Below are 16,818 nucleotides of genomic sequence, written 5' to 3' on the forward strand. Positions count from 1 at the left end.
CCGTTGGCAACACGCTAAGGTCAGGGGCTGGCGTCTCGACCGGCGTTTCCCACTCGTCGCGGGTCAGCGGACCATGGTGCGACAAACGTTTGACTGTTTGCGTAAAGCGTTTGCCGCTGCGCCGAACTCGCAAGGACAGGCCGGCGTCATAGAGCTGATGATCCGCCGTATCATAATACGTCGCTTCCAACCGGCGGATTAGCCCCTTGTTGCGGGCTGACTGCAAAATGGCAGGTGAGGCACGGACCTGGTCGAGAGCGCCGGGAGTGGCGCGCAACTTCAGTTCGGTTTCGACTGGGGCGGAGTAGGACGCCGCCACGACATCGCCGTTGCCCATGTGTTTTCCGGTACTGCGAACCGACGTCGCCATCCTGAGTCCCAGCCAACCCGCCCTGTTAAACCATTGGCATGTTATCGAATATGTTCAGCATTGGTAGTGGCCGCAGCCGTTTTGCAGGCCCTGTACGGAGCTTCTTCAGACTATTGCGGCACCCATCGGTCGAAATGCATCCCGGATGACCTCAGCCATCCCCTCAATGGCATCGCTTTTCATGCGGGGGTTGCGCCTTAGCACGACATTGGATGAATCAATCACCGGAAAGCCATCTGACTCGGTCAGGGCGCGGCAGCCCAGCGGAATATTGCTGCTGGCAAGCGGGGCAATCGCCAATCCTGAAACCACCGCGATCTTCAGCCCGCCGCTCGTGTCGCAACTATAGGCGATGCGATACGGAATTCTGCTGTCTTCCAGCGAACCGATCGCATATTTCTTGCACCAGCTCGAGCGTTCATAGACCGCGACCGGTATGACCGCATTTTCATGCACACAATGCACCTCCGAGGTCACCCAGACCGTTGGATCGACGAACAGCACTTCCCCGTTGGCCGGTTGCTCGGGATCGAAGATAACGGCAAGATCGAGTTCGTCGGCGTCGATTGCAGCAAGTTGCGCTGCCGAATATCCGCATTTGACGGTGACCTCGACTTGCGGATGCTGATTGGCAAAGGCTGCCAGGGCGCGTGGCAAGACCGTATAGCCATACTCCTCAGGAATTCCAATTCGCACCGGACCGCCGAGTGGCTTTGCTCTCATGCTCGCCGCAGTTTCATCCAGCAGCCCGATGATTCTGGTGGCGTTGACCAGCAATGCCCTGCCCTGCGGTGTCAATGTCACGCCGCGCGACCCGCGTTCAAACAGGTTCTCACCCAGCGTCTCCTCGAGCCGCTTGATCTGGATGCTGACAGCGGACTGGGTTCGTCCCACTTTTTCTGCCGCGCGTGTGACATTGCCGCTGGCGGCTACAGCCAGAAAGGTGCGAAGCAGATCGCTGTCGAGGGGCGGCGTCATAAGCGAATTATCGATGAAAATTCCATATGACAGATATAATTTCTATTTGTTTGTTAAATGTCAATAACTGGCGAAACATCCCGCATGAGGCCGCAAGGAGATCACCTGATGTCAACCAGTCCATATTTCATATCGAAGCTTTTGAAAGTCTGGCGTAATGCCGGGAAGGAACGGGATTTGATGTTGATGCTGGACAAGCCCAGCGATCATTTGCTGCGGGACGTCGGCATGACCAGAGAAGAAGCCCTTTACATTACAGGCTTGTGTCACCCGAGAGTGGATCTGGTAGGTACGCATCGTGAAAGATCAAGGGACGACTATTGGTGAACGTCCCAGGATGGATTTCCGTTTCGCCACGTTCTGCAAAATGCATCGAAAAAGGCGAAAATGTATTCACGGCAACGCTGGCAAAGGCTACAGCAGTCCATCGCTGACAAGCAAACAATGGACAAAGCCCATGACCGATACTGTTACCGATCGCTTCCTTCGCTACGTCGTCATCGACACCCAATCGGATCCCAAGTCATCGACGCAGCCCTCCACCGATAAGCAGAAGAACCTGGGCCGCATTCTGGTCGAGGAATTGCTGGCAATCGGTCTGGCCGATGCGCATCTCGACGAACACGGCTACGTCTATGCAACCATTCCATCAAATGTCGACAAGCCGGTACCGGTGATCTGCTTCTGCTCGCATATGGATACCGCACCCGACTTCACCGGGACAAACGTCAAGCCGCAGGTGGTGAAAAACTACCGCGGCGGTGACATCCAGCTTTCTCCACAGCAGATCATTCGCGTCAGCGATCATACGGCGCTGCCCGACCAGATCGGCAACGACATCATTACGACCGACGGCACGACACTCCTCGGCGCTGATGACAAGGCCGGCATTGCCGAGATCGTGACGGCAGCACAACTCCTGGTCGACAATCCGGACATCAGGCACGGAACGATCAAGCTCCTCTTCACGACGGACGAGGAGATAGGCCGCGGGGTAGACAAGGTCGACCTCGAAAAGCTCGGCGCAAAGTTCGCCTACACCGTCGACGGCGAAACGGCCGGCCATATCGAAGATGAGACGTTCTCCGCCGACGGCATCGAGATTGTCATTTCAGGCGTCGCCATCCATCCGGGCTTCGCCAAGGGAAAGATGGAGAACGCCATCAAGATCGCTGGTGCAATCATCAGCCGGCTGCCCAAGGACGCCGCGCCTGAGACAACGGCAGGCCGGGAGGGCTTCGTGCACCCGACGGGCGTGACCGGTTCGATGGAGAAGGCAGTCCTCAGCCTTATTGTCCGCGACTTCAACGATGATGGCCTCGCGGTCAAGGAAGCTATGCTGGAGAACATCATCAAAGATGTCATGGCGGACTATCCCGGCTCGTCCTACACCTTCGAGGTCAAGGAGCAATATCGCAACATGAAGGCCATCCTCGACCGTCATCCGGAAATCGTCGAATACGCCATAGAGGCAATTCGGCGGGCCGGCATGGCGCCGGTTCGCGGCAGCATACGAGGCGGCACCGATGGTTCACGGCTGTCGTTCATGGGCTTGCCTTGTGCCAACATCTTCGCGGGCGGCCACGCCTTTCACTCACCGCTGGAATGGGTCAGCCGGCAAGACATGGAGAGAGGCGTCAAGACGCTCGTCGAATTGGCAAAAATCTGGGAAGAACGCGCCTGATCCGCTTCTTGCGTAGAGATAATACGAGATCTTCGCGTGTGGCCCAGTCACCGGTCGGACGGTAACGCGACCGCGCCGCCTCGATAGCATGGCCAAAGGCGGCGTTCGAAGCGCAACTATGCCGGCACTTGGAACGTTTCCTGATGCAGGTGCCATCTTGACTGCAGGACAAACCAGAGGTCCGGCATGATGCCCAGCGCTCGCTCGATGCGCAGTGCAATGTCGTGTGTGATCGGGTACCGGCCGGCGATGACGGCGTCAATCGTCGCCACCGGTATATCAGTCGACCGCGCAAAATCTTCCACCGACAGTCCATGCGATTCGATGCATTCAAGCAAATGCTGGCCGGGGTGGATCGCCCAGTGCGGCGTCCACCGATTTGCTGATGTGCTCATTGTGTCTCGCCATTCAGGTTCGTATCACGAGATCGAATCATAACCGGACTGCGTGTCAGCCGAATGAAAAAACCGTGACGCGAAAGCGGCAGCGCCACATTTCCGCCGCCAAAATAATCGGAACCCTACGTCGATTGGGACAAACATTTCGCGGACAAGCGCGTTGGAAAATCTAAAGCGAATGCTTGCTCAGTATTTTGGCGGTACGTAGAGTTCCGGCGGCAGCACCTTGCGCTCGTAATCGGGATTGAACACCCGCTGAGGCAGGGTGATGTCTTCGTGCGGCACATCCTCATAGGGAATCTGTTGAAGCAGATGATCCATGCAGTTGAGCCGGGCACGCTTCTTGTCATTGCCCTCAACGATATACCAAGGTGCTTCGGGAATATTCGTGCGGGCGAATGTTTCTTCCTTGGCTTTCGTATAGGCTTCCCAGCGCACACGCGATTGCAGATCCATCGGCGACAGCTTCCACTGCTTCAGCGGATCATGGATGCGCACCAGAAACCGCATCTGCTGCTCCTCATCGGTGATGGAAAACCAATACTTCACCAGCCGGATGCCGGAGCGCACCAACATGCGCTCGAATTCGGGTACGTCATGGAAGAATTCCGCCACCTGCTCCTCGGTCGCGAAGCCCATGACCCTCTCGACGCCCGAACGGTTGTACCAGGAGCGATCGAAGAGCACGATCTCGCCGCCGGCAGGCAAATGTGGCACGTAACGCTGGAAGTACCATTGCGTCTTCTCGCGGTCCGATGGAGCCGGGAGCGCCACCACCCGCACGATGCGGGGATTCAGCCGCTGGGTGATGCGCTTGATAACGCCGCCCTTGCCGGCGGAATCGCGCCCCTCGAAGATCACGACCACCTTCTCCTTGTGATAGGCAACCCAGTCCTGCAGCTTGATCAGTTCCGCCTGGAGGGAAAGCAAGGCGCGGAAATAATCGATCCGCGGAATCGTCGGGGGGTGCGACTTGCGGTAAATCTTGCGGATTTCCTCCGAAAGAGCCGGCTCGGAGAGTTCGAGCTCGTAATCTTCGTCGAGCGTATCGGCGAGTTCCGCTTCGAGCCAATCCGGGCTTTCAGACTTGTCCTTGGAATAGTTCATGTCATCCCTCCGGCTGGGCTATTTGCTGTTCTTGGATCGCTTTATGCCAAAACTATGAAAGTAATTTGAACGCGAAGCGTCAAGTCGCCAGGCAGGCAGCAATCGATGGTTTGTTGGCGCTGACTTGTTCCAAGCGCGTTCAAATACGGCCCAACTATCGCCTCAAAATCGTTCTGGTGTGAAGCGTGTCGTCAACGGGTCCGTGTCGCCGTTGATGAAGCTTGCGACCAATCTGCTGGTGATCGCCGCCAAGGTCAGTCCGAGATGGCCGTGGCCAAAGGCGTAGATTACATTTTCGCTGTTGCGGCTCCGTCCAATGACCGGCCGCGAATCCGGCAGTGATGGCCTGAAACCCAACCATTTCGATGAAGCGCAGTCCAATTCGGGAAAATACTGCCTTACTCCGCGACCCAGAAGCTCAAACCGTGACCGAGTGGGCCCCGCACTGGTTCCGCCAAGTTCCACCGTGCCGGCAACCCGCAGCCGGCCCGCCATCGGTGTCATGTAGAATCCGAGATGGGTGGGGCAAACGGGACGCTGGAGCAGCGGCCTTTCCGTTGCATATTCGAGATGATAACCGCGTTCGGTTTCAAGCGGAATCCGGTCCCCGGCAAGCAAGGCAAGTTCCCTCGAAAAAGCGCCAGCTGCAATCACAACGGTCTTGGCCTTCAGATCAAGATCCGGCCCGCTTAGAAGCGTCCAATCCCCGTTGAGCTTAAATTTGGTCACGCGCGATCTTCGAACGCCCACGCTCCTGGCTCGCGCGGCGCCAAGAAGCTGCTCCATCAAGGCGCTCGGATCAGTGACGTTCATCGAGTCCGGGAAAAAGATACCGGAGCCGTCGTACCGCGGAAGCGTCGGCTCCATCGCGGCCACCTCCTCAGCATTGAGTGTTTCCTGGCGCACGCCGAGTTCACATCGAGTCTTGTGAGCCCACGACCCGCTGGAGCGATTTTTCGTGTTCTGCTGCAGATAGAGACACCCGTTCCTGTGCATGAGCTTTTCGGCCCCAGCTTCCACCGCCATCTCTTCCCAAGCCGGCAGGGCTTCCGCCAGCAGCTCTGCCAGCGCGACAGCATTGGCCCGGGCAGCGGCAGGCAACGATTGATGCACAAACCGCACCAGCCAAGGCGCAAGTTGGAAGAGCGCGGCCCAACGCAGCGAAAATGGACTGTCGGCATTCAATAGGAGCCGCGACAGGTTTTTCAAAACGTCCGGGTTGCCGACCGGCACGCAGGCATAGTCTGCAAATGTTCCGGCATTGCCGAACGAAGCCCCGGAGCCAGGTTCGTGCGGATCGATCAGAACGACCTCGCGTCCTTCGGACGCCAGTCGCAATGCGATGCAGAGACCGATGACCCCAGCGCCAATGATTGCGATTTCAATCCTCTTCGCCTCGCTCACGAGATTCTCCTAGACGAAGCCCGGAATCTGCAGATGCCCCGCTTCCAGCAATTCACGCATTGTCTTCAGCGCACGCCGCAAGTCATCCCGCGATCGCGCCGCACCGATATTGATGCGTACGCCATGTTGCACGGGCTCGCGCCCGACTGCGAAGGCATCGCCCGGCAAGACACCAACGCCTCGCTGCAGGCACGTGCGGGCAAAGCTGGCACCGCGCCAGGGTTCGGGCAAGTGTAACCACGCGTGGGTTGAGGTCAGGTCGGTTTGAAGATCGAAGGCACCGAGCATTTCGGTGAGAATGCGTTGCCGTTGTGAAAGCTCTGCTTTCTGAGCCTCGATGATTTCGACCGCAGTGCCCTCTTCAAGAAGAATGGTCGCGATCAGCGCCGCCATCGGATTGACGCTCCAGCAATTGATGCGCAGCGCCGCCGCCACCTGCCCCATCATGAATCGCGGGCCGATGACGAAGCCAAACCTCAGTCCCGGTGCCACGCACTTGGAAAACCCGCCGATATAGACCGTCAGCTCCGGTTCGAGATTGGCGAACGATGGCGGGGACTCGTTGAGCAGCGGGCGGTAGACATCATCTTCAATGATCAGCACGTTATGCCGCCGCGCTATTTCAACAATGTCCATTCGTCGTTCTTCCGAGAGGGTGATTGTTGTCGGATTGTGCAGGCTGGGCACGAGGAAAACCGCTCTTGGTCGCCATTGTACGCAGGCGGCATCGAAGGCATCGGGCCGCATTCCGCCCTTGTCCATAGCAAGTCCGCGCAGGTCGATGCCGTGCGAACGGCAGAGGGCGTTGATCCCCTGATACGTCACTTCATCGGCTAGAATGACGTCGCCTTTCTGGGCCACTGCACTGAGGACACAATCAAGGGCATGCTGCGCACCGATTGTCAGTACGACCCTCCCGGGATCGCCGTCACCCGCGACCGGCTTCAGCCACTCCGCCACTGCGGTTCGTGCCCAAAGTGGTCCTTCGGCAGGATGGTAGTCCTGAATTGCAGCATAGTGGCGATTCCTGGCAAGTCGGGGCAGAAGCGCCGTGAAAACGTCGAGATAGGCGTTGGTGGCGGGCCGGTTGATCGAAAGGTCGACGACACCTGCCTCTTCGCTCGGAGCTGAAACGAAGCCGGGACCAGCATTGCTCTTCTGCTCAGCGACAAGCATGCCCCTGCCTGGCCGTGCGTCGATCAGCCCGCGCTCCTGCAGCGTCGAGAAAGCTCGCGTTACGGTCGTAACGTTGATTCCAAGGCTTTGGGCGATCTCGCGCTGGGGCGGCAATCGCTCCCCGGCAGCGAGCAGGCCGCTTGCGATCCGGTCGGCTATTGCGTCGGCCAGACGACGGTAAACCGGGCCCTCCCCTCCGGAAAGCTGCAAATCTTGCATCATCGATATTGAGCCATTCTGTGCAGTTAACATCCGGCTTGTACCATACGACAAATGACCAAACAATCGAATTCATGTAGGACAATTCCGAAATGAACACAGATTTTGCGCATAAACACCACACAATAAGGTCTTGACATACCGTTTGTATGGTTCATTATCTCGCTATCGGCAGATTGTATGATCATATAAGTTCAACGATCCCCTAGGAGGAGCAGATGTGCCCAAACCCTTGGTTGTGTGCACCAACGCGGAGGCTAACAGTCAATCCACGCACGTCGCACCGTGTCACTGGTGACCCGGTCCGATGATGGTCGCGCATACGAACAGGCAATTCCAAACTTTGGCTGCAAGCAGCGCTTTGCATGCAGAGGCTGATCGCTTTGTCGAATTCATCGATGTCGAGAAGTCCTACGATGGTCGCACATTTGCCGTCACACGGCTCAACATGCATGTGGCAAAGGGCGAGTTTCTAACATTGCTCGGCCCCTCGGGCTCCGGCAAAACGACGACGCTGAACATGCTGGCGGGATTCGAGCGTCCAACCAATGGCAGCATCATGTTGGACGGGCAATCCGTCGATCGGCGCCCCCCTTACGAACGCAACATTGGCATGGTCTTCCAGAACTACGCGCTGTTTCCGCACATGACGGTTGAGGAAAACGTCGCGTTCCCGCTTTCGGTGCGCAAGTTTTCGAAGGCCGAAGTAACCAGCCGCGTTGATAAAGCGCTGGATATGATCCAGTTGCGGAAGTTCGCCGACCGGCGGCCTGGTCAGCTTTCTGGCGGGCAGCAGCAGCGTGTCGCACTGGCCCGCGCCCTGGTATTCGAGCCGAGCCTTGTCCTGATGGATGAACCTCTAGGAGCGCTCGACAAGAAACTGCGCGAACACATGCAGCTTGAGATCAAGCAGCTTCATTCCCTGCTGGGCGTGACCATCGTCTACGTGACCCATGACCAGAGTGAAGCGCTGACCATGTCGGACCGCGTCGCTGTGTTCAACAACGGCGGCATCGCCCAGATCGGCACGCCGGACAGTCTCTACAACCGGCCGGAGAGCCCCTTCGTCGCGAGCTTCATCGGCGAGAACAATACGCTTGAAGGCGTTGTTGACCAGGTTTCGGGCGATGTCTGCCAGGTGGCCTTGACGGGCGGCGGACACATCCGCGCAACGGCCATCGAGATTGGGGCGCACGGAACTTCGTGCCAGGTCGCCATCCGTCCGGAATGTATTCGGATCGCTGCCGCTTCCAATGAAGAGAACGATTTCGAGGCGACCGTCGAAGGAAGAATCTATCTCGGCGATCATCTGCGGCTCCTGGCACGGCTCGACAACGGCCAGTTGCTGAGCGTGAAGGTTGGTCCCGAGACCATTACGACACAAGGCCAACGAATTGGGCTTGGCTGGTCGTACAGGGATTGCCGCGCATTTCCGGCACAGCATTAGGGTCAGGAATTCAACTAAGAACAAGAGAGGAACTCATGAAACGTCATTCTTTTCATTCCGTTGCCTTGGCGACGGTCGCCGCCTGCGCACTCTTCGGCCAATCGGCAATTGCCGAGGAACTCTCGATCATGGCCAGCGGTGGTGCCTGGCAGGACGCGCAGCGCAAAGCCTGGTTCGAGCCATTCAGCAAGGAAACCGGCGTCAAGATTGTCGAGCAGGAATATCTTGGTGATCTCGGCAAGGTCAAAGCCATGGTCGACACGGGCAACGTGCCGATCGACCTCGTTACGGTTGAGACGGCCACGGTCCTGCAGGGTTGTGACGCAGGCATCCTTGAGCCACTCGATTATTCAAAAATTGCCGACCAGTCCAAATTCATTGAAGGCTCCGCGCTCAAATGCGGCGTCGGACTCGACGCCTATGGCGACATCCTCGCCTATGACCCGACGGTCCTGAAGGAAGCTCCAACATCGGTGCTCGACCTCTTCGACACGAAGAAGTTCCCGGGTAAGCGCGCCATGCGAAAATTCCCCGCACAGAATCTCGAATGGGCGCTGATGGCAGATGGTGTTCCGGCAAACCAGGTCTACGAGGTCTTGGCCACCCCCGAAGGCGTTGACCGCGCGTTCAAGAAGCTGGATACGATCAAAGGCGATATTGTCTGGTGGGATGCCGGCGCACAGCCCGCGCAGTTGCTTGCCTCAAAAGAAGTGGTGATGACGACGGCATGGAACGGCCGTATCCAGAATGCGATCGACACGGATTCAAAGCCGTTCAAGATTGTCTGGGATGGCCAGATCCTCGAATATGACATGATCAGCATCCCGAAAGGCGCGAAGAACCCTGAGCTTGCCTATAAATATCTCGCCTATATTAGCAAGCCCGAGAACAACGCCAAGCTCGCAAGTTTCATCACCTACGGGCCGGTAAGGGCCGACGCCACCGAGTTCGTGGCCGAGGATGCGCTGCCCAAGCTTCCAAATGCGCCGGACCACATGAAGTCATATCTTGTCGCAGATACCGAGTTCTGGGGCGATTATGGTGAGGATCTGGTCAAGCGCTTCAATGCCTGGCTGGCTCAATAGTCCGACATGTCTACGGCCCAGCCCACCGACTTGGATCGGGGGCAGTTCATGAAAACTGCCCCGAACACCGCCGACGCCAGATCGGTTGTGGCGGCGATCCGCCGATCCGAGGCACGCGAACGACTGCGCTCGTTCGCGCTTGCCACACCGCTGCTGGCCCTGTTGCTTCTCAGTTTCGGCATCCCGATTGTCATTCTCCTGTCGCGGGCGGTCTATGACCCAACGATCGCCAATGCCTTGCCCCTCACCAGCGCTGCGATGCAGAGCTGGAACGGAAGCGGAGTTCCCGACGATAAAACCTTTGAAGCGCTCGCCGCCGATCTGAAAGCCAATCAGCAGAAGGGAAACCTCGCGGAATTTGCCAAGAACTTGAACGCGCGATTGCCCGGCGCGCGCAGCCAGATCCTCAAGACCGCCCGCGCGCTCGACAAGGAAGGTATCACCGACCCCGTATCGCTCGTCAAATCCGTCCCGTTCTGGACCAGCCCAAGCACATGGGCGACGATCGAGAGAGGAAGACAGGTCCTCACCTCATTTTATCTCTTGAGCGCGGTTGACCTTCGCTGGAACGCGGATGGCAGCATCGAACGGGTACCACCGGAGCAGGCCATATTCCTGCGTGTATTCGCCCGTACCTTCCTCGTCGCGGCAACGGTTACGCTTGCGACGCTCATACTGGGCTTTCCTCTCGCCTACCTCATTGCCAGTGTGCCAAAGACCGTTGGTGCAATTCTCATCGTTGCCGTGCTGCTGCCATTCTGGACATCAATTCTGGTGCGGACGGCAGCCTGGACGGTGCTCTTGCAGAAATTCGGCCTCGTCAACGACATTCTGCTCTGGCTCGGCGTGACCGGCACCAGGCTTGATCTGATGTACAGCCGCCTCGGTCTCATCGTTGCCATGACCCACATCCAATTGCCGTTCACGCTGCTGCCGATCTACAGTGTCATGCGTACCATTCAGCCATCGCAGATGCGGGCAGCCTATTCCCTCGGGGGCAGGCCTTTGACCTCGTTCCTGCGTGTCTATCTGCCGCAAGTGGTGCCGGGAATCATGGCAGGCTGCCTCCTGACATTCATTCTTTGCCTCGGCTACTACATTACCCCGGCCCTTATCGGCGGCGCTGGCGACCAGCTGATCAGCAATTTCATTGCCAACTACGTCAATGTCGAACTGAATTGGGAAATGGCCGCGGCGCTCAGTTTCATCCTCCTCGTTTTCACCATGGGACTTTATGCGGTGTTCGCCCGCGTGCTCGGTCTCGATCGCTTGAAGCCGGTTTGATCATGCTGTTGTCTCCTTATCCCACGATCGGTGAACGAATACGGGTTACGTTGCTGTGGCTCTGGGGCGCGCTCGTCATCGCCTTTCTGATGGTGCCGATCCTCATTCCGGTACCGCTCTCGTTCAACAGCGGAGCCTTCTTCGTGTTTCCGCTGGAAGGGCTTTCCACCCGTTGGTACGAGGTAGTTCTCGGCACCGAACGCTGGCAGCATGCGATAGGCAATAGCCTCATCATCGCCTTCGGCACGACCGCCCTCGCCACGGCGCTCGGGACATTGACCGCGATTGCGCTGGCGAACGACAGATTCCCGGCGCGGCGCATCATCATGCCGCTGGTGATCTCCCCGCTGATCGTACCGGTGGTCATCACGGCCGTAGGGTCTTATCTGTTCTACGCAAGGGTTGGCTTGGCCAGCACCTATATCGGGATCATCCTCGCTCATACGGCGCTCGCCAGCCCCTTCGTCGTGGTAACCGTGGGGGCCAGCCTGACGGGATTTGATCGCAACCTCATGCGAGCCGCTTCGATTGCCGGCGCGAAACCTGTCGTTGCATTCTACAGGGTGATGCTGCCATTGATCCTGCCCGGCGTCCTGTCGGGAGCAGCTTTTGCCTTTGTCACATCCTTCGACGAAGTCGTCGTTGCCCAGTTTCTTGCCAGTGCCAACCAGCGAACGATGCCGCTCGAAATGTTCATTGGCTTGCGCGAACGGCTGAGCCCTGCAATCACCGCCGCCGCAACGCTGATGATGCTGCTTTCGATCATATTGCTCGTGGTTGCCAATCTTCTGGCAAGACGCGGTGGCAAGAAGGCAAAACCTCTCGCGTGAGATGAGGAATTTTGTTCCGTCTCGATGTCCACGAAATCGGAATAACGCCGCCAACGCCTCGATGTCCGTTAGGGGCTAACGACCAACAACGCTTTGCGATCGATTCTCCCCGGCAGAACGGTTCGACACACATGCTTGCCGCCGTTTCAGGCGCCATATCGACCAGATTAACACGTCCTGACCCCAAGATACTGGAAAAGGGCGAAGCGGTGGGCGGAATTGGTGGAGCAACCGGAAGCAGACCTCGCTCTCGACCCGAAGATCGACGCTAATATTCTACGCGCCACTTGCTGGGATACGCAGCGATTTTGAAATACCTTCATAGGTCTTCTTGTGTTAATGGTTGCTCGATGGTCTTTTCTTGAGATGAACCTTAAGCATAAGGTTCATCGAATTCACGAGGGAGGTATTTGTGGCATTGAATAGACGCGTTATTCTAGGATTAACGATAGGTTCGGTGATCGCATCAGTATTACCGTCTGCAGCGGAAACATTCCCAAATCGCGCGATCACCCTTGTGGTGCCTTTTGCGGCTGGTGGCTCGACTGACCTGGTTGCCCGTCTGGTGGCAGCAAGCATGTCGACTACCCTCGGGCAGCAAGTGATAGTCGAAAATGTTGGGGGTGCAGGCGGCAATCTGGGAGCTGACCGGGTCGCCAGAGCGGATCCGGATGGTTACACTATCCTCATGGGAACAGTTGCAACCCATGCACTCAATCCACTCATGCTGAAAGCGAAACCTTATGATCCTGTAGCTGATTTTGCGCCAATTTCGCTATTGGTCCTTGTCCCCAATGTCTTGGTTGTTAATCCGCAATTGCCGGCTAACAACGTGAAGGATCTAATTCAGCTGCTCAAAGAGAATCCTGGCAAGTATTCATACGCCTCGTCCGGAAACGGCACTCCGCTTCATTTATCCGGCGAACTTTTCAAGAGCATGGCCGGGGTCTCTATGGAGCATATTCCATACAAGGGCGCGGGTCCTGCCCTAAACGACCTTCTTGGAAACCAGGTATCCATCATGTTTGACAACCTGCCATCCTCTTCATCCCATATAAAGTCTGGGACGTTGAGAGCGCTTGGTGTCACCACAAAGGATCGGGCTCCTTCTTTTCCCGACATTCCAACTGTCGATGAAACGGTGCCAGGTTATGAGACCTATACCTGGAATGCATTATTTGCGCCTGCGGGAACCCCGACTGAGATTGTGGCGCGCCTCAATGAGGCAGCCAAGACTGCTTTGGCCGATCCTGGTGTCATTTCACGTATGAAGGACTTTAGTGCGAAGATTGTCGGTTCGACACCGGACGAACTGGCGTCACACGTAAAAGCAGAGATCCAAAAATGGGAGCCTATTGTGAAAAGTACGGGCGTGACGCTGGATTAATATGACGGCCGCAACGGGCTCTGCAGCCCGTACAAAAAAGGTTCCTCTTGCGGCGTCTGCTTTTTGACCCATCGCAACTACCGCCCCGCTGCGCAGGGAGGATCTTGTCAGCACTGACCGGAGCAAACGCACAATTTGGCGGTATAATCTGTTCACTGCCAAATTGCCGGCTGGGATTACCTCAATTCGTTGCGGGCAGTAACTCGTCGTTCTCACTGGCCCCGATGGTACTTACCTTTTTGGCGGCAAGGTCGATGAATGCCTTGATCAGGGGTGAGAGGTGTCGGCTGCTCGGAAATACGACATAGAGGCCGCCAGACAAGGTTGTGTAATCATCGAGAACGCGGCGCAATTCCCCAACCTTTATGGATGCCTCGGCGATCGCGCGGGGCAGTTGAGCGATGCCGTAGCCCGCAATCGCAGCAGCAACGACCGCCTGCATTTCATTGGCGGCGAAGCGTCCAGCCACCGTGACTGTTTCCTGGCCATGCGGGCCGTCCAGAACCCAGTGAGCGCTTCCTGTCGACGGCCCTGCAATGACGCAATGATGACGAACGAGGTCCGTTGGCTGCTCCGGTACGCCACGACGCGCGAGATAATCCGAGCTGGCGCACAGAATTCTATGCGTGGAGCCGAGCTTGCGGGCGATCTGCGTGGAGTCTGGAAGGGTCCCGGTACGGAAAGCCAGATCGATTCCGTTCTCGATAAGATTGAGCTTGTCGTCGGTTAAGCGTAGTTCGACGTTGGTTTTTGGATATATCGCAAGAAAATCGAACACTGTGCTGGTCAGGAAATAACCGCCAAAGCCGACAGGAGCCGAAATGCGAATTGTCCCCGACGGCTCTGTTCTCGCTTCCGCCAGGCGCAAATTCGCATCGTCGATCGTCCGCAGCGCCTGACTGCTCTGCTCGTAGTAAAGACGTCCTGCGTCCGTCACGTTAAGGCTGCGGGTCGTGCGCTGAAGCAGGCGAACCCCGACTTCACGCTCAAGCACGGCAATGCGACGGCTGACGGTCGTCTTGGGCATGCCCAGCAGGCGCGCTGCAGCGGTGAAACTGCCAGCCTCGACGACGCGAGCGAACACCACGATATCGTTGAGATCGATCATTATATCCAAATTTGAGACGATGTTTTCCAATTATAGTCTATTATGAACCAATGTCACAAATCCTAACTTTGCTCCATGCGAAACAAAAAGGATCAGACACATGACCACCAAACGAAGCGTTCTGGTAACTGGCGCAACAGGTCAGCAAGGGGGAGCAGTTGCCCGCGCACTGCTGTCCAGAGGACATAGCGTCAAGGCGCTGACCCGTAAGCCGGATAGCGATGCTGCGCGCCAGTTGAAGTCAGAGGGTGCTGACGTCGTCGTTGGCGATCTCGGTGACGCTACTTCCATTCTAAGAGCCGCAGGCGACGTCGACACCATGTTTCTGATGGGCAACAGCTACGAGGCCGGTGTAGAAGAGGAAATCCGCCAGGGAATCATTGCCGCCGATGCGGCGAAGGCGGCTAATGTGGGGCATTTGATCTATTCGTCCGTCGCGGACGCAAATAAGAAGACCGGCATTCCGCATTTCGAAAGCAAATACATCATCGAAAAACATGTCGCTGGACTCGCCATCCCCTATACCATCAGTGCGCCAGTCGCCTTCATGGAGAATACCGTCGCGCCGTGGTCCCTCGGTGCGTTAAGCCAAGGTTCGCACGCTATGGCAATGCCTCCCAAACGCGTCTTGCAGTTGGTGACTTTGGCAGACATAGGAGCTTTCGTCGCAGCACTGACAGAGCGCCGCGAGCAGGTATTCGGCATGCGTTTCGATATCGCCGGGGACGAGTTGTCCGGCGAAAAGCAGGCTGAAATTCTATCGAAGATGATCGGCCGCCCGATAAATTATCAGCAAATCCCGATTGCCGCGATGCGCCAGCAAAGTGAGGATGCAGCACTGATGTTTGAGTGGTTCGAGCGTGTCGGTTATGATGTCGATATCGCTGCATTGCAGAGAGATTTCCCCGAAGTGCACTGGCACAATTTTACCGACTGGGCTCGCGGGTTTGACTGGAGCGTTCTCAAACGGACGTCTTCTGCAGACTAAGCTTCTGCTGACATTATCGGCCCATGAGACAATGGGGGAAGCGGGTTTGTAGGCAACTAGGGTCAGGATCCGCTTCCAGCATCGTTGATGACATCACAAGCGCCGGCCGGGTGATCGCGCTTATGATAGCGCGCAATCGATCCCCACGAACGAAAAACCATCTTGTTCTCCGGTCATTGGCTTTTGTGATAGGCGCGCCACTTTTGGAAATCCGTTTGCACGGCGTTTTCGGCCGCTTTTGCAGCAAGAAAAAGCCACTCCCGCCCGCGCTTGTCCATGTCCCGGTGTATTGCGTCGACATCGATGTCATTTGCCAAGTGGATTGAAGCGAGTTCTGCACCCATTGCGCGCAATAATTCCGGCCCGTAGGCATGTGCCTCCCCGGTCGAAAGATCGATTTTTGCAGAATCGGGTGCCAGACGGCGGATGACAAACCCCGAGCCAACCGCCAGGAACGGATCAGGAGCCCGATAGCGACTTTTTGCCATCGCTAGAAATAGCTTGTCGTGCCTTATCGATTCCGACGCCCATTCCCACGCCGAAGGTACCAGTGCCTTGGCCTCCCGCACCACGCGCCCGCCTTTCCAGGTGCCGGTGGCGACATAACGCGGGCGGCCGAGCGAGCCGCCACCGCGCTGCCATGCACCAAATTCAATCCCAGCGGTACCCGCAGGGAGTTGCCCGCACAATGCTTCAGATACCGCGGCCGGCGGCTGTTCGGGCCGAAGCGAAGCCAATTCCCTGCCGAACGCGCCGGCTTTGGCAGCCGGGCGGTTGACAAGCGCCTGCATCCAGGGCGTTTCGTCATCAACGAGCCAAGGCCCGGGCGCATCGAGACCACGTCGATAGCCCTCTTGGATTGCGGCCACCCTCTCCCGGTTGGTGCCCGGCAAGCCGGGCGCCAAGCGCGCACTCGTCGCCAGTCTCAGAAGGTCGTACGTATAGGGCAGCCTGGCAGCTTCATCGAAGTCGTTGACACCCCATACCAGCCGCCCCTCCGCGTCGCGCCAGGTTCCCCAATTCTCGATGTGGGCGTCGCCGACGCTCGGCACCTCCGTGGCATCTCCCAGTTCCGGAACGACATCCTTTACCTTTCGCGCAAACCGGAAGCATGTGGCGCGGAAAAACATGAACGCATCGCGCGCCATCCGATTGTGTTTCTTGCGTAGCCCTGCCTCGACCACGGCACATTGCTGGCGCAGCCATTTCCCATATTCCAGTACATCATCGACAAGGGACATGGTACGGCGCTCCTCTCAGCAATCTGCTCTATGACGAGCATATAGCTCACATATCCGCTTGGCCTTGCACCGGAGAATAATCGTCAGGGGCCGTTCGAGAGCCCATCTGAGT

Annotated in this window: 16 protein-coding genes; 8 read left to right on the forward strand and 8 right to left on the reverse strand. The window is 57.3% G+C overall.

Translation table 11 applies throughout. The annotated features are described in order from the left end of the window. Both AAAC48_RS08525 and AAAC48_RS08530 read right to left on the reverse strand, forming a co-directional pair. On the reverse strand, positions 1–337 hold a 337-nt coding region (locus AAAC48_RS08525), incomplete at its 3' end, for a CYTH domain-containing protein (RefSeq protein ID WP_340653767.1). 138 nt (positions 338–475) lie between these two features. Further along, positions 476–1,348 carry a LysR family transcriptional regulator gene (locus AAAC48_RS08530; protein ID WP_340653768.1) on the reverse strand — a complete coding sequence of 291 codons (873 nt, stop codon included), beginning with the start codon at positions 1,346–1,348 and terminating at the stop codon, positions 476–478. A 108-nt stretch (positions 1,349–1,456) separates the two neighbouring features. On the opposite strand from AAAC48_RS08530, the gene AAAC48_RS08535 reads away from it, so the two are divergent. Both AAAC48_RS08535 and pepT read left to right on the forward strand, forming a co-directional pair. Next, positions 1,457–1,675, forward strand: a complete 219-nt coding sequence (locus tag AAAC48_RS08535) for a hypothetical protein (RefSeq protein ID WP_340653769.1) — start codon at positions 1,457–1,459, stop codon at positions 1,673–1,675. Positions 1,676–1,805: 130 nt separating this feature from the next. Then, positions 1,806–3,032, forward strand: coding sequence for a peptidase T (gene pepT / locus AAAC48_RS08540; RefSeq protein WP_340653770.1), 1,227 nt, complete (start codon positions 1,806–1,808; stop codon positions 3,030–3,032). 116 nt (positions 3,033–3,148) lie between these two features. On the opposite strand, the gene AAAC48_RS08545 is transcribed toward pepT, so the two are convergent. The 4 genes from AAAC48_RS08545 to AAAC48_RS08560 form a co-directional block, all read right to left on the reverse strand. Next, positions 3,149–3,427 (reverse strand): HigA family addiction module antitoxin, encoded by a 279-nt coding sequence (locus AAAC48_RS08545; protein ID WP_340653771.1) that lies wholly within the window; start codon positions 3,425–3,427, stop codon positions 3,149–3,151. 189 nt (positions 3,428–3,616) lie between these two features. Beyond that, entirely contained in the window at positions 3,617–4,537 is a 921-nt protein-coding gene (ppk2, locus tag AAAC48_RS08550) for a polyphosphate kinase 2 (RefSeq protein WP_340653772.1), read from the reverse strand. 162 nt (positions 4,538–4,699) lie between these two features. Next, the gene (locus AAAC48_RS08555; RefSeq protein ID WP_340653773.1) at positions 4,700–5,941 is read right to left on the reverse strand and encodes an FAD-dependent oxidoreductase; all 1,242 of its coding nucleotides are present in this window, start codon (positions 5,939–5,941) and stop codon (positions 4,700–4,702) included. 9 nt (positions 5,942–5,950) lie between these two features. Beyond that, positions 5,951–7,339 carry a PLP-dependent aminotransferase family protein gene (locus AAAC48_RS08560; RefSeq protein ID WP_340653774.1) on the reverse strand — a complete coding sequence of 463 codons (1,389 nt, stop codon included), beginning with the start codon at positions 7,337–7,339 and terminating at the stop codon, positions 5,951–5,953. A 340-nt stretch (positions 7,340–7,679) separates the two neighbouring features. On the opposite strand from AAAC48_RS08560, the gene AAAC48_RS08565 reads away from it, so the two are divergent. The 5 genes from AAAC48_RS08565 to AAAC48_RS08585 all read left to right on the forward strand — a co-directional run bounded on the left by AAAC48_RS08565 (position 7,680) and on the right by AAAC48_RS08585 (position 13,369). Continuing rightward, positions 7,680–8,783, forward strand: coding sequence for an ABC transporter ATP-binding protein (locus tag AAAC48_RS08565; RefSeq protein WP_340653775.1), 1,104 nt, complete (start codon positions 7,680–7,682; stop codon positions 8,781–8,783). 35 nt (positions 8,784–8,818) lie between these two features. Next, complete coding sequence (locus AAAC48_RS08570; protein ID WP_340653776.1) at positions 8,819–9,868, forward strand: ABC transporter substrate-binding protein; 1,050 nt, start codon at positions 8,819–8,821, stop codon at positions 9,866–9,868. 48 nt (positions 9,869–9,916) lie between these two features. Next, positions 9,917–11,152: an ABC transporter permease gene (locus AAAC48_RS08575; RefSeq protein ID WP_340653777.1), complete on the forward strand. Its 1,236-nt coding sequence runs from the start codon at positions 9,917–9,919 to the stop codon at positions 11,150–11,152. A 2-nt stretch (positions 11,153–11,154) separates the two neighbouring features. After that, the gene (locus AAAC48_RS08580) at positions 11,155–11,982 is read left to right on the forward strand and encodes an ABC transporter permease (protein ID WP_340653778.1); all 828 of its coding nucleotides are present in this window, start codon (positions 11,155–11,157) and stop codon (positions 11,980–11,982) included. Between the two features lie 418 nt (positions 11,983–12,400). Further along, positions 12,401–13,369: a tripartite tricarboxylate transporter substrate binding protein gene (locus AAAC48_RS08585; protein WP_340653782.1), complete on the forward strand. Its 969-nt coding sequence runs from the start codon at positions 12,401–12,403 to the stop codon at positions 13,367–13,369. Between the two features lie 181 nt (positions 13,370–13,550). Here the strand turns inward: AAAC48_RS08585 and AAAC48_RS08590 are convergent, their stop codons facing one another. Further along, the gene (locus tag AAAC48_RS08590; RefSeq protein ID WP_340653779.1) at positions 13,551–14,477 is read right to left on the reverse strand and encodes a LysR family transcriptional regulator; all 927 of its coding nucleotides are present in this window, start codon (positions 14,475–14,477) and stop codon (positions 13,551–13,553) included. Positions 14,478–14,577: 100 nt separating this feature from the next. Here AAAC48_RS08590 and AAAC48_RS08595 point away from each other — a divergent pair, with 100 nt between their 5' ends. Continuing rightward, a complete protein-coding gene (locus AAAC48_RS08595; RefSeq protein ID WP_340653780.1) occupies positions 14,578–15,465 on the forward strand; it encodes an NmrA/HSCARG family protein in 888 nt (295 codons plus the stop codon). A 173-nt stretch (positions 15,466–15,638) separates the two neighbouring features. Here the strand turns inward: AAAC48_RS08595 and AAAC48_RS08600 are convergent, their stop codons facing one another. Continuing rightward, positions 15,639–16,706 (reverse strand): DUF2252 family protein, encoded by a 1,068-nt coding sequence (locus AAAC48_RS08600; RefSeq protein ID WP_340653781.1) that lies wholly within the window; start codon positions 16,704–16,706, stop codon positions 15,639–15,641. Positions 16,707–16,818 lie beyond the last annotated feature (112 nt).

The sequence above is a fragment of the Phyllobacterium sp. genome (genome assembly GCF_037994405.1).
Classification (GTDB): domain Bacteria; phylum Pseudomonadota; class Alphaproteobacteria; order Rhizobiales; family Rhizobiaceae; genus Phyllobacterium.

Coding starts and splice junctions, on each gene's coding strand:
- AAAC48_RS08530 (WP_340653768.1), bottom strand. CDS start 1,348: ATGACGCCGCCCCTCGACAGCGATCTGCTTCGCACCTTTCTGGCTGTA.
- AAAC48_RS08535 (WP_340653769.1), top strand. CDS start 1,457: ATGTCAACCAGTCCATATTTCATATCGAAGCTTTTGAAAGTCTGGCGT.
- pepT (WP_340653770.1), top strand. CDS start 1,806: ATGACCGATACTGTTACCGATCGCTTCCTTCGCTACGTCGTCATCGAC.
- AAAC48_RS08545 (WP_340653771.1), bottom strand. CDS start 3,427: ATGAGCACATCAGCAAATCGGTGGACGCCGCACTGGGCGATCCACCCC.
- ppk2 (WP_340653772.1), bottom strand. CDS start 4,537: ATGAACTATTCCAAGGACAAGTCTGAAAGCCCGGATTGGCTCGAAGCG.
- AAAC48_RS08560 (WP_340653774.1), bottom strand. CDS start 7,339: ATGATGCAAGATTTGCAGCTTTCCGGAGGGGAGGGCCCGGTTTACCGT.
- AAAC48_RS08570 (WP_340653776.1), top strand. CDS start 8,819: ATGAAACGTCATTCTTTTCATTCCGTTGCCTTGGCGACGGTCGCCGCC.
- AAAC48_RS08575 (WP_340653777.1), top strand. CDS start 9,917: ATGAAAACTGCCCCGAACACCGCCGACGCCAGATCGGTTGTGGCGGCG.
- AAAC48_RS08580 (WP_340653778.1), top strand. CDS start 11,155: ATGCTGTTGTCTCCTTATCCCACGATCGGTGAACGAATACGGGTTACG.
- AAAC48_RS08590 (WP_340653779.1), bottom strand. CDS start 14,477: ATGATCGATCTCAACGATATCGTGGTGTTCGCTCGCGTCGTCGAGGCT.
- AAAC48_RS08595 (WP_340653780.1), top strand. CDS start 14,578: ATGACCACCAAACGAAGCGTTCTGGTAACTGGCGCAACAGGTCAGCAA.
- AAAC48_RS08600 (WP_340653781.1), bottom strand. CDS start 16,706: ATGTCCCTTGTCGATGATGTACTGGAATATGGGAAATGGCTGCGCCAG.